Consider the following 15,462-nt stretch of genomic DNA (forward strand, 5'->3'; position numbering starts at 1 on the left):
GGTCTGCCTTTTCGGAAGGCGGTCAGGCGGCGGGAAGCGGCCGCGCCATGGCCGCAACGGCCTGGTCGGCCCGACGCTGGAGATGATGGCGCGCGGTATAGACAGCGTCGGCATCCATCCCCGGCTCTCGCACCAGCCATTCCAGATAATCGCTCGGCACGTCACGCAGCGCGGCGTTGCGATACCGCCCGAAGCGAAGTCGGGCTAGGAGCGCAGGCTCGTTCGAGACGCGCTCCGCGCGCTCCAAGAAGTCCGTGAGATCGCGGCAGCGTGGCAGAAGCTCGGCCGTGATGCGCCGAAGCAGCACCGCCGTGCAGAGCGCGTCGAATAGCGCGCGGTGCGGATGCAGGCCCTGCAACTCGGTTTCCACATCCGAAAGATCGAGCGGCACATATTTGACGAGCGACTGGAGCCCATGCGCGCGCACATCGGGAAAGGCGCGCAGGGCGAGTTTGTAGGTGCAGAGCCACGTGCCCGCGAGGCGCAGCCGGGAGCGATCGAAGCTGGCGCGCTGAGCGGCGAAGATCGTTGCCTCCGCGAAGGGGCGAACCGCCTCGGCAAAGGGCGGCGCGCCCTTCAGCATCTCATCCGTGATCTTATGGACCCGCCGTGCGTGCGGGTTGATCTCGACGCCGGCCGGATCGGCCATCGTCTGCATCGAATGGAAGATGCGGCCATTCGCCAGATCGAGATCGACCGAACCGATCTCGATGACGGCATCCTCCTCCAGCTTATGCCCCGCCGTTTCCGTGTCGATCACGCGGACAACGAAGGAGCGGGCTTCGGGAAAAAGCGAAGGCGTGATGGGGGCAGGCGGAAAAATCGAGCTCATGCCCTCTCAAGATCGGCCGATACAGCTTCGATCGCAAGGGTCATGCGGCAATCGGGTCAGCGACCTGACAAGGTGAGGACCGAGAAGAACGTATCGTCCGGCGGCGACATGCCGAGTTCCGACCCGCCGATCAGAACGATCTGGCCGCCGCTGATGGTGGCCAAGCCCGAAATATTTCCGAAATTGGCGTTTCCGGCATTCACGGGCGATTTCAAATCATAGTCCCGCTCATCCTGATCCGGCAGGAAAGATCGGCCGAGATAGGCGGAAAACCGATCGTTGAGAGGCGCAAGATGCACCAGAAAGCGCTCACCGGTCAGTTTCTCGATCGTCACCGCGCCGTCCGCCGCCTTCCCGATTCGACAGCGATGGGTTCCGACGGTTCGGACCGATTGATCCAGGAAGCCGAACCAACGCAGCGTGCAGTCGACATCGCCGCCCTCCGCTTCAAAGGGGGCGGCCAACGTCTCTTCTACACCGGGAAGCGCAGCGGCCTTTTCGACATTCGGATCGCTGAGATGCGTCGCGACCTCAGCAGCCGCCTTGGTTCCGCCATCGCCTTTGATCGGGCCGATGGCCGCCAGGGTTCGCTGCACACGGCTCGGCAGGTCGATCAAACCCTCCCGGTCGCTATCCGACAGGAGCGCCAGACTGGTCTCGCACTCTTCCGAGCAATTTCCCCCAAACGGCGCCGCCACATCCTGAGAGGCGGCGACTTCCGCCACATCCGGGCCGGCGGGGTTCGGGGTGATGGTCGGACTGCCCGCATCGGCCTCGATCGAGAAACCGCTTCCGAGAGCCCCCAAGGTGCAGATCGTCAGCACGCCGGCTGCAGCCAGGGCAAAGCGCTTGGAGCGAGACGGCATGAGCGGGACCTTCCAGATGACGACGCAGTCAGGTTCCAACGCGAATCCGCCCTTTCCGGGACCAAGTGCAGCGCAAAATCGCAGCTGCGTTGCCAATCCGCCACTATGGTTAAGGCTGACGTCTCCTCTCGGCCTGTGCAGGAGAAATGAGATCGAAGAGAAGCTTCGGTTTATCCGAGCTTAAAGCATACGGTTGCGGCTCTCGTAGAATTACACTGCGCTATATCCGGCCTAACCATGGAGGTAGCCGCGCAGCGTCAACCTCACGCGCTGCAGCAAGCTCCCTCCCTTGGCAGCCTGCACCCGTTGCGTTAGGTCTAGTATTACGTTTACGTCAAAGGCGATTGCACCATGGGTCTTCCCTCTTCTATCCATGCACGTATGCGACTTCCCGCGATCGCCGCGCCTTTGTTCATCATTTCACGTCCTTCGCTCACCATCGCCCAATGTCGAGCGGGCGTGATCGGCGCGTTCCCTGCGCTCAACGCGCGCCCCGCCGAGGCTCTGACCGACTGGCTTTTCGAGATCGAGGAGGCGCTCGCGTCTCACGACGCGGCGCATCCCGATCGCCCATCCGCGCCGTTTGCCGTCAACCAGATCGTTCACAAATCCAACGCGCGCCTCGAAGCGGATCTGAAGGTTTGCGTCGATCACAAGGTTCCCGTCGTCATCACCTCGCTCGGGGCGGTCGAAGAGGTCAACCAAGCCGTTCATTCCTATGGCGGCCTCGTCCTTCACGATGTCATCCACGACCGCTTCGCGCGCAAGGCCATCGAGAAGGGCGCGGATGGATTGATCGCCGTGGCGGCCGGCGCAGGCGGGCACGCCGGTACGCTGTCGCCATTCGCCCTCTTGTCCGAAATCCGCCGCTGGTTCGACGGCCCGCTCTTCCTTTCGGGCGCCATCGCAAATGGCGCGGGCATTCTGGCGGCCGAAGCTATGGGGGCGGACGGGGCCTATATCGGCTCCGCCTTCATCGCCACGGACGAAGCCAACGCCGCGGAGGTCTACAAGCAGGCCATTGTCGATGGCCACGCGACCGACATTGTCTACAGCAATCTCTTCACCGGCGTTCACGGCAACTACCTGCGTGCCTCCATCCTCGCGGCCGGCCTCGACCCCGATCACCTTCCCCAATCCGATCCGTCCAAGATGGATTTTGCTGGCGACAAGGCTGCCAAGGCCTGGAAGGACATCTGGGGCGCCGGCCAAGGGATCGGCTCTATCGACTCCATCGTTCCCACTGCGAATCTCATCGAACGATTCGAACGGGAATACGCCGCCGCCCGCTCTCGGCTCGGGTCCATCTGATCGATACCGAAGGAACTCAGAGACTTACCGGCCGCCTTTCCCGAACGGCCCAAATTTCGATTTTCCCTCTTGCGGCCGTCCGATGAATTGGGTAGTTACTCGCTCACGGCCGGCGGGAACGCAAGGTCAAGCCGCTTTAGCTCAGTCGGTAGAGCACATCATTCGTAATGATGGGGTCAGGTGTTCGAGTCACCTAAGCGGCACCAGTCTTTTCAAGGCTTTACGCTCCTCACCGCAGAACATCATGAGAACAGGTGAGAGGGTGAGAAATCTCACTTAAGCCTCTCACCTTTGGGCTCTCACCTCCGGGTCAGCGAGCGCCTTTCAGTCCCAATCAGAGATCCGCGCGGGACACCGCGTTCACCGCCCCAACACTGACGGTCGGTGGCGTCGTCATGTGCTTGCGCGCGAAGACGAAGTCGAGGTCCATGCCGGCCCCATGCAGGCCGAAGGCCAGCGGGAGATCGTTGGTCAGCGGGTCATCGGTGTTGGCCGAGACCTTGCCGAGCGAGACGCTGGCGTCCGACAGAACTTCCCAGTCTTTCGAATCGGACCTGAGCGTCGCGCGATAGCGGTGATAGGTGCCCATCGTCGGGAGACTGCCCAGCACCACGTCTTCCGAGCCCCAAGGCCAGCCGCCAGATGGGGCATAGGCGTTCTGGTGGCGAACGTCCTTGCTGTTGGCCGAGACGAACAGGAAGTGCGCGGGCGCCGGATTGGACGGGAACGGACGATTGCCCGAGAGATGGATCGGCGCCACCTCCGCATAGCCCGAATCATGGAAGGCCAGGAGCTTGGCCCGCGCTTCCACCACGATATTGTCGCCCGGCTTATAGGCCGAGGTCATCATGAAGTAGTTGCCGGGATTGCTGCCCTGCGTTTCCTCGAAGCGCAGCGCGCCGTTCTCGATGTGCTGACGCGCCTGTCCCTGATAGTTCGGCGTCCACTTCGACGCATCCCAGACGGTGCCGAACTCGGCATAGCCGATGTTCTCGGTCCCGCCGAGGGCGTTGTAGAGAAGCCGCATCACGCCATCGCCGATGTCGTAGATGCAGGGGCGATAGAGCTTCACCGCGTCCCAGGCGCCGGCGATGCGATCGAACATCAGATCGCTCGCCTTCAGCGTCCAGGTCACGCCGTCCGTGCTGGTCGTGCGTCCCATGCGCGAGATGCCGTCCGCGTCGAACGCGTTATAGGCCATCTCGTAGGTGCCATCCGCGAGGATGCGGATCGACATGCCGCCGAGACCGCCGGCCATCCACGAGATCGAATCCTTGACGGCCGAGTGCATGACCAGCGGCTGGCTGCGGCGCGTGAACGGGCCGGCGAACGACTCGGCCGTGGCGAGCAGCATGTTCCGGGGCTCGTTGGCGACGGCCTCGTTGCCCGAATAGTAGAGCTTGACCTTGCCGTCCTTCGGGTCGCGGAACCAGCACGGGCAGTCGATGCGCGAGCCTTCAGCCTCGGAACCGTCCGGCGCGAGCAGGACACCCACCTTCGTCCAGGGACCGAGAGGCTTGTCGGCGTCGGCCGTGGCGTAGAGGATTTTCCAGTTCGCCCCGTTCGTCCGCCCGGCATAGGCCATATGCAGCTTGCCGCCCTCTTCGAAGACGGACGGCTTGATGGCGAAGTGCATGTCATCGGGGCCACCGGCGGCGAGGATCGGGTCCGCCGACTTGTCCAGCCAGGTCCGGCCGTCCCAGGACGCGGCGTCCTTGTCGGCTTCCATGTAGCCGATCCCACCGCCATTGCCGTTGGCGCCGAAGTAGAAGGCGCCCCAGCGCGGACGCGACGCACTCGGCTTGATCACCATGGGGTCGCCTGCGATGTCGGCGCGCCAGGTCGTCGGCACGGCCTTCACGATCGGGTTCACCACGACCTCGCGCATCCAGCCCGGCGTTCCCTTGAAGTCGTCGCCGAACTCCATGGTCGCGTCGATGCGGGACTTCGACACCGCGTCGGTCTTCCCCGAGTAGAGATAGACGGTTTTGGTCGCGCCCGCCGCAAGGTTCGCCTTGACCCAGACACGGGCGGTCTTGGCCGAGGCGTCGAACGTCTCGATCCAGTAGGGCAGCGCCGTCGCCCGGTCGCTGTCGAGGAAGCGCAGCCCGTTGCCGGCGGCATCGACGCCGACGAAGTCGAAGTTGCTGGCATCGAGCAGGACCAGGCTCTGGTAGCCCGTCGCCGCCGCGCCCGCCGTGTTGGCGATGGTGACGGCGCGTTCCTGCGTCCAGTTGGTGGAAACGGGAATGCTCCCCCCTGCCGCACTGTTCTGTCGCACCTGCACGATGCCCGTTGCCGCGTTCGCGGCCTTCACGACCGAGGAGACAATCATCTTCATGGCCGTTGGCGTATCGCGAACCGCACACACACAGTCGATCACATCGCCGACATCGAGGTCGGCATACTGGAGTGCGCCGCTGAAATAGCCATCGGCCGTGATCTCGGCCGCGCTGTCGCCGGTGGAATAGACATAGAAGTTGGTCCGCTCGCGGTTGCCGCGATCGCTTGTCGCGACGCGCGACAACGCATTCAGCTTGAACGCCATGGGTGGTCTACCTTGTTGGGAGTTGGGGAGCTTCGCGGACCGACAGGCGACCCGGAACTGTGGCCGGGTCAGTTGGCCGGCGTGCGGGGCGATGGCAGGCGGCGGCTGTCCATGCGCTCCAGGATTTCGCGCATGACGCGGATGTCGGAGGTCAGGCTGTTCACCGTGCCTTCGAGCTTGCCGATCGCCTCCTTGGTCGAGGAAATGCTTTCGTCGGCGCGAGCGACGCGGAACGTCAGCTCGTCCACGCGACGCAGTTGGGCGTCGATCCCGGCAAAGCGCTGTTCGTTTCGACCGGCGAGTTCCGCCAGCTCGTTCGACCGCTCCTTGTGGTACGCCTCGTGCGTGGCCTTGAACTCTTCCAGCCGTTCGATCTTGTAGCCCGTGGTGAAGAAGGTCGAGGCGGCGGCGAACGCCACCGCCCCGACCGCGATCACCGTCTGCACATTCCAGTTCTGTGTGAGCCAGCTCACGACGCCGGTTCTCCTGCCTGCCTGTTTGTTGAGGGGTTCGGCGTCGCAGAGGGCCATCGCGTCACCTCATGCCGCAGCCTGGTCGAGATCGAGCACGGCCGCGACGGTCGAGCGGCGATGCTGGGCATAGACGCCCCAAGCCATGCCGCCGATCGCCACGGCCGAGCCGGCGAGTGTCAGGGCGAAGAGGACATGATCGACCAGGCCGGACAGGCCGGCAAAGGGAAGAACCTGCTGGCGGGCGGCTTCGATCGCGACCGCGATGCCACCGCCGGCGGCGCCGATCGTCGGCGTTGCGATCGGCGCGGGCGGGAGCGCCGCGTCGGCGACGACCGCCTTCACTTCCATGCCGGGCTCGTAAGAGAGGTTCGCGTCGGCCGGAACCGAGCCGTCCGCCCAATCCTGCCCGGCGTCGCCGACCTGATCGACACGAGCGCGCCAGCCTCTGCCGAACGTGGCATAGGTCTTGAGCGCCTTCAGGAAGGCCAGGCGCAGGTCACAGATGCGAGCGATCAACGCGTCCACGTCGGTGACGCGATCGACGGCCGCCAGTGTCCCGTTGCCGGGGATGCCGTCGATCTTGCCAGCATAAAGGCCGAGGGCCTGAAGCGCGCGCTGGAGCCACTTCACCGACTGCGCGGGGCCGGAATGAACGGCGCCGTCGAACACCACATAGTCGAGCCCGATCGGGAGCTGATCGAAGCGAACGGCGCGGCCGTACTGGTCGGCGTAGATCGTCTCCAGCTCGGCGGTGCTGATCGCCCGGACGGAGACCTTCGGCAGTCCGGAGCGTGCGCGAAAGGCGTCATAGACGCGCTGCGTCACGCCCTTCATCGTCGCCCCGCCGGGGTCTTTGGGATGGTTGGCATAGCCGCCCTCGTGCACGAGGATGCGGGCGAGAGCGGGGCTGTAATTGGCTGCGACCATGGCGACGGCTCCAGTGCGGGAGCCGTCAGAGTAAGGGGGCCGTCAGCCCCTCAAGTGCGCCGTCAGCCGATCTTGCGAACGTGCAGCAGGTTGCGGGAACCGGATTCGGTCGAGGTCGCGACATTGCCGGGGTTGACGGTGAACTGCATCGTGTCGCCGGCATTCATCCACCGCACCAACGAAAGGTTCATGCGGCCCGGCGATCCGCCGTTGCGCCAGCATTCGGTCAGAGCCGACACCTCGTTGTTGTTGTACTTGGCGAACAGGAAGGACTTCGTATCCGCGCCGGAATTGGCGTTCAGATTGATCGAGGCGGCGAACATGTAGACGCCGGCCTCTGGAGCGCGCCAGATACCATCGGCCATGTCGTTGCCGGGATTGTCCTGCTGGACGATCGAGTTCCACAGGAGCAACCGTTCCGTGTCGGCAGAGAGCGACACGCCGCCGACATGGGAGAACGTGCCGCCGCGAGGCGTTCCCCTCGCCGATGGGTAAAGCGACTTTCCGCTGTTGTTGATGATCGGGGTGTTGACCTGCTGGAATACCTGATCCGCTTCGTTGAGAACGATGTTCTGCGCGTTGGCTGCAATGAGGTAGCCCGTCTGGAAACCGGCCAGGAGATTGCGGCCGATGCTGAGGCGGCGGGTCGCCATCTCGCCGAGCTTGTCCTCGATGTACATGGCGGTGTTCCCGCCGTTGCCGCGAAGGACGTTGTGGCTGATGTCGGTTTCCCCGACGCTGTTGAGGCTGAGGCCGACGCTGGTGTCGCTCGCCTGAATGAAGAACAGGTTCCCCTGAATGAGGCTGTGATGAACCCGCGCCAGGGCGACGCAGCACCGGCGCGCGTTGATATGGCTGTTGACGAGGCCGAGATGGCTTTCGGCCGTGGCGGACGCATCCCAATAGACACCGTAGTCGGTGGCGACGAAGACGGCGTTGTTGATCTGGATGCCTTCGACATAGGAGCCGGCCTGCACGGCCGCCGCGCCATATGTCACGCCGCAATTGTTCAGAAGATGCTCGACGGGATCGCGGCCCGATCCGGACGAGCGGATCGAAAAGCCGGTTCCCTTGCTGGGATCGGCGACGGCGTTGAAGACCTGCACCGTGTCGAAGCGAGACAAGCTGACATCGAGAAGATCGATGGCCGTGGTCCAATAGGTGTCGGCTGCGTCGCCGCGCAGCCGGACATTCTCGAATGTCGTCGGCTCCATCGGTCGGCCGCCCACGGTGCGTCCATTGATGCTGAAGGCGACACCGCCGCTGGCTTGCGTGGTCACGAGGCTTAGATCGCTCAGATGGGCGACGCCTGCCATTCCGTCGAACCACCAACCATCGTCGGGATAGGTCAGGTGAACACCGCCATCGCCCTTTGTGAAGACGAGCCGCGTCACGTCAGGCCCGGCGCCGCTCAGCCTGACGCCACCTTTCTGAAGCGTCTTGTCCACCTTGCTGTCGAGATGCCAGGTGCCGGCAGGAATGACGATCTCGCCGCCTCCGCTGGCGCTGGCCGTGTCGATCGCCGCGCGCAAGGCGCTCGCGTTCTCTGACGCGGACGACTTGGTCGCGGGAACCGCGCCATAGCGCGTGACCTGAAGATGCTCGACATCGGCGCGCACCCAACAGCCAAGACCGGCGCTGACGGTAGAGGACGCCACATACTGCGCTTGTCGCGGGTCCGCCGCGACACGGGCGGCATAATCGCCCTCGCGCCACAGCCACATGCCTTCCCGCCCCGCCTCGGCAAGATAAAGGGCGATGCCGCTGCCCGTGGGGCTCCCAGCCAGATCGGAGCGTGTCGCGACCGTCACCGCCCCGCCGCCGCTCAAATCGGGAAGGACGGCCTTGGACAACTTTCCGTTGGTGCCAAGCCCCGCATAGCCGTTGGCTTTGTTCTTGTTCGCAATCTGTTCGCAAGCCTCAAGGGCTTCCTTCAGACCGGCAATGTCCGAAATCCCGAGGTCCCCCCCCGACGAGCCGCCGCCGAAATGGTCGCCCGACAGCGCCCGATCAGCATCACGCCGCAGTTCCTGCAACACCGTGCCGATCGCCGTCAGCTCGCGCTCCAGGGCATTGCCGACGACCACACCACCGCGCAAAACGTCGATGGCGCGCTCATGCAAGCGCCGCCCTTGCAGCACCGCCTTGTCGCCATTGCGAAGCGCTGTGGCGAAGGTCGCGGTGAAATAATCGAAGGGCTGACCAGCGACCTTCTGGATGGTGACGGCCTCGGGCGCATAGGCTTTTCCCGCGCGGCTCACCTCGGCGATCACGTCCTCTGCGTCCCAGATGCGAAAGGCGAAAGGCCCATAAGTCGACCGCCCGTCGCCGGCGATCGGGGCGGTCTCGCGCGTCTGGCGGGGCAGCGGATAAGGATTGGTCATGGCAGGGCTCCGAAGCGACCCCGCCAGCATGGTGGCGATGAATCCCCCTTAACTGCTGCTCAGCGGAAGGAGGTTAGAAAGACGCTCTGTCACCTCTTGCCATTCGCTGCCCGTATGACAATGTAACACACCATCCTGACTATGGAGGTTGCCATGCCCGCGACCACAACCATCACCACGCGGATTGACGAGACCGTGAAAAAGAATGCGGCCGAAGCTCTGGAAGCGATGGGCCTGACCTTGTCCAGCGCGGTGAACATATTCCTAACCCGCGTGGCGCATGACCGCGCGATCCCGTTCGACATTCGCGTCCCCAATGCGACGACCCGCGCGGCGATGGCCGAAGCGGACGAGATCGCGTCCCGTCGCGCCGCCCGCTTTTCCAACGCTAACGAGATGATGGACGCGCTTGAAACGGGCCGCGAGTAGCAAGCGAGCGGCCCTGCCGCTGGCCTCCGATTACACCAAGGAGTTTCGAAAGGACTGGGATCGACACAACAAGGCTGGACGGCTCGACATGGTCCGCCTGCGCGAGGCCATGTTCCTTGTCATGGCGAACGAACGGCCATTGCCGCCGGAATGGCTCGACCATACCCTCACCGGCCAATGGGACGGCTATCAAGAGCTTCACGTCGGCGGTGACTTCCTGCTGATCTACAAGCTGACCAAGACCATGGTCGTGTTTACCCGTACGGGCACCCATGCAGAACTCTTCGAGTAAGCGCAGGAGAATCCGGCAATGGATGAACTTCTCGGAACCGCGTGGCCGCTGCCTGTCGGCGGCCTCGTCATGGCCCTGGTCGGCTATCTCTGGCTCGGACGCAATGCGCGCGCGTTCGACCGCAAGTATGGAAAGCGCTGAAAGCGAATCCGTTTCGGTGGCAAGGCGCATCCCCGGAAGGCTCCAGCCGTGACGCTCTTCGAATTCTTCGCCCTTTTCGTTATGCCCGCCATCGTCTTTGCCCTGGGCTATGGCGTGTATCGCGTGACGGATCGCACGACGCATCGCTAATCCCGAGCTAGTCATTTGGCTCGGGCGGCGCAGCGATGCGCGGCCCGCGCGACGGCAGAGCCTGACCAGGCGCCCACCAATAGTCCTGCCCTATCCTGCTCTTCAAGCTACGGGCCTTCGACTTGAAGCTCTTGTCGGCCTCGGGATCGGTCAGCCACTGGAGCTGATCGAGGAAGAGCCGGCGATAGGCCCCGCGTGTCGCCCAATTCGACGCGACGACAGGTGTGTAGCGCCCAGCGAAGTCCACGACTTGCCGACCGGGATTGACCTTTTCACCCAGCGCCGCTTGCAACGGGATCGCCGCCAGCTTGCCCGCATCGGAGATGAAGGCGGCACCGGGGCCAGCCAGAGTGTCTTGCAAGCCGCCACCGAAGCGGTTGGTGGACGAGTTGATGAAATCGCCGAACAGACCGAAGCCACCGCCTTGCATCATCGCGCGCCACCAGAACTGACCATTGGTTGGGCTCATATCCTCCAAATCTTTGCCATCAGTCAGCGCCTTGATCTGCATCGCCATCGCGGCGCCCAAGCTGAGTGAGGCAACCAGGGCAGTGCCATATCCAAACGCGACGGCTCTACCGCCGGATTGCATGGCGGTGATCCGCTGCATGGCTTCGAGCTGCAACGTCGTGAAGCTCAGGCCGAAGCTCTTGAACTGAAGCGCGAAGCTGACGGCCTCGCCCGTATATGTTCCTCGCGACAGACCGCCCATGACGAAGGAGCGAGCGTTCGGCGTCCCGCCCGGCGCCGAGCGTTCCGACCAGGCCGCCGTCAGCTCGGCCAGCTTCTCGGCCACTTCGCGGTGACGAAGCGCTTTCGTCTCGGCCGCCAGTTCGGCGTCCACCAGCGCGCCGTCCGGCCCCGGCTGAAGATAGCGCACCTCGCCGCCCCGATCGGCGATCGACATGGGCGTGACGAAGCCGGCGGGATCGACACTGGCGCGCATGATCTCCCAATCGGCCGCGTCGATCCCGAAGCCTTCCATGGTCACGCGCAGTCGCTCGGGCAGCGCGGAGAAGTCCGAGGCCGCATGATCGGCCAGCGTCGCCTGCCAGGCACGGGCTTCCACGAGCTTGCGGCCCGTTGTCAGCGGCGTCAGGAGGTTCAGCATCATCGAGCGATCGACCAGGCGCTGTGACCAATGTTGGCCGAGCATCGGGCCAACGAACCGGGCCTCGCCTTCCATGACATGCATGTAGTCGCCCCAGATCACGCCGGCGCGCTGGATTTCCTCCCGGTTCGACGCCTTTAGCATCTTCAGCATGGCGAACATGTCCTTATGGACGATCGGCAAGCCACCCAGGAACCGCGCGCCGGCAGCAATGAACGGATCGGTCGCTATGGCCGTGATGCCCGCGCCGCCCAGAAGCGCTGCGTTCATCAGGTTCTTCACCGTATCCATGGTTGTCGAGATGCCAGCGGCGGCGGTTGGAGCCCCACGCAGCTCCGACCAAAGCGCCTTCATCTGCCATTCGGCAAAGGAGCCGGGCGCCGTACCACTCGCCCATTTCGCTGCCCTGCTTCGCAGTTTTGCATAGGATGACTTGCCGAGGTCGGCTTTCGCGATCTCGGCCCGGACATTCTGGATCATCCATTCCACCATGGCATTCGGGTTAGGCCCGAGCACTTCCATCGCGGCGATGTCGCGGGCCATGCCGTTGACATGCCGGAACATGGCCTGAACCGGATCGCCCTCGCCGAACGCCTGATTGTAGGTCATCCAGTCGTCGGCCGACTTGAACGTCAGGAAGCGATGGTCTTGCCGCTGCGTGGCGAGCGAGCCGGCACCCATGGATTTCATTTGCGGCGCATGGTGCGCCCAACCGCTCGTCGTGACGCTGTCGAAGACGTGGTCGAGCGCCTTATCGAGACCGGCAACGCCGACCGGCTCGGCCGTCAACGGGTGCAACATGCGGTCGGGATCGACCAGCGGCCGAATGAACTTCTTCCACTCTTCGCGCCCTGCCTGACGGATGGCGAGGCCATTATGCGAATGCGGCAGGCCGAAGCCGTCGAGCTTCGGGATCGCGCCGCCAGCGGCATTGAAGCGATTGCGGAGATCCTCGAAGACTCGGGACAGATCGCCGGCGAACCGGGCGGCCGTCGCGTCGGCCACGGTCTCCCCGTGCAGAACGCGAACCATGTCACGCACCAGACCGGCGCTGGCGGTGCGCAAGCCCGTGACGTGGTCGCGGCGCGTCGCGCTCATGAGGTCCGTCAGCTTACCGTGCGCCATGGATATGATCGCGTCCGTCTGCCCCCGGACGCTTCCCGCGCCAGCATAGCCGTAGTGGGACAGCACCTGCACGGCCGCTTCGTACACGTCCGCCTGCCCCTTCTCGTCGCGATAGCCAAGGATGCGATCCTTCAGGCGAACCCGAGCCTTTTCGGTCAGCACGGCACGGCGAGCCTTTTCGATCGCCTGCGCACGCAGCTCACGCGCCAACTCATCCTTCGCCGCCTGGGCCGCCGCATCGTCGCCGAGCTGGAGCCGCTTCTGGGCGAACTTGCCTTCGAAGTCGCGCAGGAGGCTTTCGCCTTCCTCGCGTGTCATGTCGCCCGCCTCGATCGCGCCGCGCAAACAATCCTGAAACGCCATCTCAAACCTCGCAGAAACTCACGGCATCGGACAGGAAGCCGTCGCGCTTGGCTTGCGCCAGTAGCTCGCGGCCGGTGGTGTATCGGGTCGCGCCTTCCGCATCGGTCCCGTTCGGAAGCGCCTCCCAGAGCGAGACCTGACCTTCCGCCTCGGCGGCCTGGAACAGGCTCTGTTCTTCCGGCATCGCACCTGCTGCCGCCTCGGCCTCGCGCGTGGCCGGCTCAGCGACACGCGATGGCGCAAGCTGCGGCGTCGGCGCTTCGAGAAGCGTCGGCAGTCCATCGCGCTCGATCGCGTTCTGAACGTCCGCGATGAAAGCCCTTGCCTCGCGCATGGCATTGGAGCCATCAGCAAGGCGCCCTGCGGCCTCTGTGAGCGCGTCCGAGATCGGACCCTTGGATCGGGCCAAGCGCCCCACGATCTCGCCCACAGTGTCCGCTGTGACCGCACGGACGGCATTCCCTTCGAGGTCGAGCGCATTGCCTGCCGCCTGGATCACGTCGGCGCGTTCACCCAACATGTCGAAGAGACGCTTGTCCTGCCGAAGAAGCTTAACCGCCGCGTCGAACACCTTCACGCGCTCGCCCATCAGCGACTTCGCCAGATTGAACGAGCCGAACATGTCGGTCTGCGTTTCGTGCCGGACGCCGCTCGCCATGATTTCTTCGATGTAAGTCCGCGCAACCCGATCGGTCTCGGGATCGAACTTGGCGAGATCGGCGATCGCCGCCGCGTGCATCGCGGCATCGGGCACCAGCTCGCCGATCAGCGCGGCATGGTTCTGGTCGATCACCCCGTTGACGGCCATGCCCCAGGCGTCGTCGGACAGCCGGGCCAACGCCGTCGCCTTGCGCATCATCGCGCCAGACATCGGCAAGCCATCGTCCAGAAGGTCGGGTCGATCGCGCATGACACGCGCGGCGTCGATCGCCTCTCCCGATCCTTCCTGCATGTTCTTCTTGGCCGCCAGCGCCCGCACGTCTTCGGCCGTCCAGCCGTCCGCCTCGCGGAACAAATAGCCGTCGAGCCGGACATTGGCGTCGCCCTCGCCTTGCAGCCGCTTGGCGAGCCCAAGGCGCTGGTGCCCGTCCGCGACGAAGCGTTGCCCGTTCGTCCGTTCGTGGACCATGACCTTGCCCGACGCGGTGGCGTCCCATCGCTTCACCTCGCGCAGGCGATCGGTCACGCCGGCCTCGTCGCCGCCGCCCTTGTACTGGTAGGCGACGGCGTCGGTATTGAGGGATCGCGGATCGAACCGCTCGAAGGCCACCGGCCTTCCCTGCACTTCCACACGCTCGGCCGCCGGCACGGCTTCCGACAGGACGACATTTTCCGAAGGGTCGCGCGGGGCCTTGATGACCGGCCCCGCCGGCATGGGCTCGCCGCGCTCGATAGCGCGTGTCGCGGCATTGCGCATCGCGCCCGCCTCGTCGTCGGTGAGGCCGGGCAGCGAGCCGAACGCCGCATCGTCGAGTGTCTTTTGGTCCGCCGCGACGCGCGCCGTGCGCAGCTCGGCCGGGTCGAGCTCGACGCCGAGGCGGCGCGCCACATCCTCGAAATCGCCGGCCTTGGCCTCGCCCGTCGCCAGCCGCTCGATCGCCTCGATGCCGGCGCGATCCGTCACCTTCAGCGCCGCCGCTACCTCACGACCGCCCTGGACGAGACCACCGAACGCGCCGCCGAAGAGACCGGCCAAGCCGACCTGTTTGAGTGCCGGCACGATCCCGCTTTCGAGACCGTTCTCCGCGCGCCATTGCTGGGCGCGAAGCTGCACGGCGCTCTCCACGCCGGCATTGATGACGGCTTCCGTCAGAAAGACCTGACCGATCCTACCGATGACGCTCTTCGCGACGCCAGCGCCGCCGCCCACGAACAAGGTTGCGATCTGGAGTGGATCGCGGAGAGAGCCCCGGACGCTGCCGGTCAACGTCGCCGCCAGTCGCGAAATGGCGGGCAAGTCCTCTGCCGCCTTCTCTGCCGCCTTCAGCCGCTGATCCGCTGCGACGGTAATGCCACGCACCTCGGCGTCGAAATCCGGATTGAAGAGCTGCGCCTGGTCGGGATGCTGTTGGCTCAGTTCGGCGAGCTTGGCGCGGAAGTCCGCCATCTCACGCTCAGCCTCGTCGCGGAGCACGGCACGACCGCCCATCACGTCAGGGCCAGCACCGTAGTCCGCGACCACCGACCCTTTCCGCAGCTCCATGGGGTTGCGGAGCTGGACGCCCGTTACCTCATGGATGCGATCAATGCGCCGCCGATAGGCTTCGATCTGCGCGTCTTCGCGGGCGAAGGTGTTGTTGTTGTAGGTCGCAACCTCATGATTGGCCGCGTCTAGCTCGGCCATCTTCGAACGTTGATCGTCGTTCCAAAGACTGCCAATCAGGTTGGCTTCCTGTTGCACGAGCATGACGCCAGGGAGATACCCGCCGGCTTCCGCCCCCACTTCGACCACGGCACTTGCACCGCGCTTCAACTTGGAAAGGGTGGTGTCCGATGGATCGCCAAACGTA

Annotated in this window: 12 protein-coding genes and 1 tRNA gene; 5 read left to right on the top strand and 8 right to left on the bottom strand. The window is 64.6% G+C overall.

The annotated features are described in order from the left end of the window. Positions 1-22: 22 nt before the first annotated feature. Complete coding sequence (locus AUL36_RS15485; RefSeq protein ID WP_062222179.1) at positions 23-832, bottom strand: exonuclease domain-containing protein; 810 nt, start codon at positions 830-832, stop codon at positions 23-25. 56 nt (positions 833-888) lie between these two features. Further along, positions 889-1,698, bottom strand: a complete 810-nt coding sequence (locus tag AUL36_RS15490) for a hypothetical protein (RefSeq protein WP_062222181.1) — start codon at positions 1,696-1,698, stop codon at positions 889-891. Between the two features lie 351 nt (positions 1,699-2,049). Here AUL36_RS15490 and AUL36_RS15495 point away from each other — a divergent pair, with 351 nt between their 5' ends. Next, on the top strand, positions 2,050-3,009 hold the full coding sequence (locus AUL36_RS15495; RefSeq protein ID WP_062222183.1) for an NAD(P)H-dependent flavin oxidoreductase: 960 nt from the start codon (positions 2,050-2,052) through the stop codon (positions 3,007-3,009). 130 nt (positions 3,010-3,139) lie between these two features. Then, positions 3,140-3,215: transfer RNA gene (locus AUL36_RS15500), tRNA-Thr, on the top strand. Between the two features lie 128 nt (positions 3,216-3,343). Here the strand turns inward: AUL36_RS15500 and AUL36_RS15505 are convergent. The 4 genes from AUL36_RS15505 to AUL36_RS15520 all read right to left on the bottom strand — a co-directional run bounded on the left by AUL36_RS15505 (position 3,344) and on the right by AUL36_RS15520 (position 9,341). Then, on the bottom strand, positions 3,344-5,557 hold the full coding sequence (locus AUL36_RS15505) for a DUF2341 domain-containing protein (protein ID WP_062222185.1): 2,214 nt from the start codon (positions 5,555-5,557) through the stop codon (positions 3,344-3,346). Between the two features lie 68 nt (positions 5,558-5,625). Next, entirely contained in the window at positions 5,626-6,030 is a 405-nt protein-coding gene (locus AUL36_RS15510) for a hypothetical protein (RefSeq protein ID WP_062222187.1), read from the bottom strand. Positions 6,031-6,096: 66 nt separating this feature from the next. After that, complete coding sequence (locus tag AUL36_RS15515; protein WP_062222189.1) at positions 6,097-6,957, bottom strand: glycoside hydrolase family 108 protein; 861 nt, start codon at positions 6,955-6,957, stop codon at positions 6,097-6,099. Between the two features lie 62 nt (positions 6,958-7,019). Continuing rightward, positions 7,020-9,341, bottom strand: a complete 2,322-nt coding sequence (locus AUL36_RS15520; protein ID WP_062222191.1) for a hypothetical protein — start codon at positions 9,339-9,341, stop codon at positions 7,020-7,022. Positions 9,342-9,494: 153 nt separating this feature from the next. On the opposite strand from AUL36_RS15520, the gene AUL36_RS15525 reads away from it, so the two are divergent. Genes AUL36_RS15525 through AUL36_RS24880 form a run of 3 tightly spaced genes read left to right on the top strand, consistent with a single transcriptional unit; the run spans position 9,495 to position 10,203 of the window. Further along, positions 9,495-9,770: a type II toxin-antitoxin system RelB/DinJ family antitoxin gene (locus AUL36_RS15525; protein WP_062222193.1), complete on the top strand. Its 276-nt coding sequence runs from the start codon at positions 9,495-9,497 to the stop codon at positions 9,768-9,770. Continuing rightward, positions 9,751-10,062, top strand: a complete 312-nt coding sequence (locus AUL36_RS15530; protein WP_062222194.1) for a type II toxin-antitoxin system YafQ family toxin — start codon at positions 9,751-9,753, stop codon at positions 10,060-10,062. Before AUL36_RS15525 ends, AUL36_RS15530 begins: the two co-directional genes overlap by 20 nt. An 18-nt stretch (positions 10,063-10,080) precedes the next feature. Next, positions 10,081-10,203: a hypothetical protein gene (locus AUL36_RS24880; RefSeq protein WP_280137994.1), complete on the top strand. Its 123-nt coding sequence runs from the start codon at positions 10,081-10,083 to the stop codon at positions 10,201-10,203. A gap of 157 nt (positions 10,204-10,360) precedes the next feature. Here the strand turns inward: AUL36_RS24880 and AUL36_RS15535 are convergent, their stop codons facing one another. Both AUL36_RS15535 and AUL36_RS15540 read right to left on the bottom strand, forming a co-directional pair. Next, on the bottom strand, positions 10,361-12,952 hold the full coding sequence (locus AUL36_RS15535; RefSeq protein ID WP_062222196.1) for a hypothetical protein: 2,592 nt from the start codon (positions 12,950-12,952) through the stop codon (positions 10,361-10,363). 1 nt (position 12,953) lies between these two features. Beyond that, the gene (locus AUL36_RS15540) at positions 12,954-15,296 is read right to left on the bottom strand and encodes a hypothetical protein (protein ID WP_156418412.1); all 2,343 of its coding nucleotides are present in this window, start codon (positions 15,294-15,296) and stop codon (positions 12,954-12,956) included. Between the last annotated feature and the right edge of the window lie 166 nt (positions 15,297-15,462).

The sequence above is a fragment of the Aureimonas sp. D3 genome, assembly GCF_001463805.1.
Classification (GTDB): Bacteria; Pseudomonadota; Alphaproteobacteria; order Rhizobiales; family Rhizobiaceae; genus Aureimonas; species Aureimonas ureilytica_A.

Coding starts and splice junctions, on each gene's coding strand:
- AUL36_RS15485 (WP_062222179.1), bottom strand. CDS start 832: ATGAGCTCGATTTTTCCGCCTGCCCCCATCACGCCTTCGCTTTTTCCC.
- AUL36_RS15490 (WP_062222181.1), bottom strand. CDS start 1,698: ATGCCGTCTCGCTCCAAGCGCTTTGCCCTGGCTGCAGCCGGCGTGCTG.
- AUL36_RS15495 (WP_062222183.1), top strand. CDS start 2,050: ATGGGTCTTCCCTCTTCTATCCATGCACGTATGCGACTTCCCGCGATC.
- AUL36_RS15505 (WP_062222185.1), bottom strand. CDS start 5,557: ATGGCGTTCAAGCTGAATGCGTTGTCGCGCGTCGCGACAAGCGATCGC.
- AUL36_RS15515 (WP_062222189.1), bottom strand. CDS start 6,957: ATGGTCGCAGCCAATTACAGCCCCGCTCTCGCCCGCATCCTCGTGCAC.
- AUL36_RS15520 (WP_062222191.1), bottom strand. CDS start 9,341: ATGACCAATCCTTATCCGCTGCCCCGCCAGACGCGCGAGACCGCCCCG.
- AUL36_RS15525 (WP_062222193.1), top strand. CDS start 9,495: ATGCCCGCGACCACAACCATCACCACGCGGATTGACGAGACCGTGAAA.
- AUL36_RS24880 (WP_280137994.1), top strand. CDS start 10,081: ATGGATGAACTTCTCGGAACCGCGTGGCCGCTGCCTGTCGGCGGCCTC.
- AUL36_RS15535 (WP_062222196.1), bottom strand. CDS start 12,952: ATGGCGTTTCAGGATTGTTTGCGCGGCGCGATCGAGGCGGGCGACATG.
- AUL36_RS15540 (WP_156418412.1), bottom strand. CDS start 15,296: ATGGCCGAGCTAGACGCGGCCAATCATGAGGTTGCGACCTACAACAAC.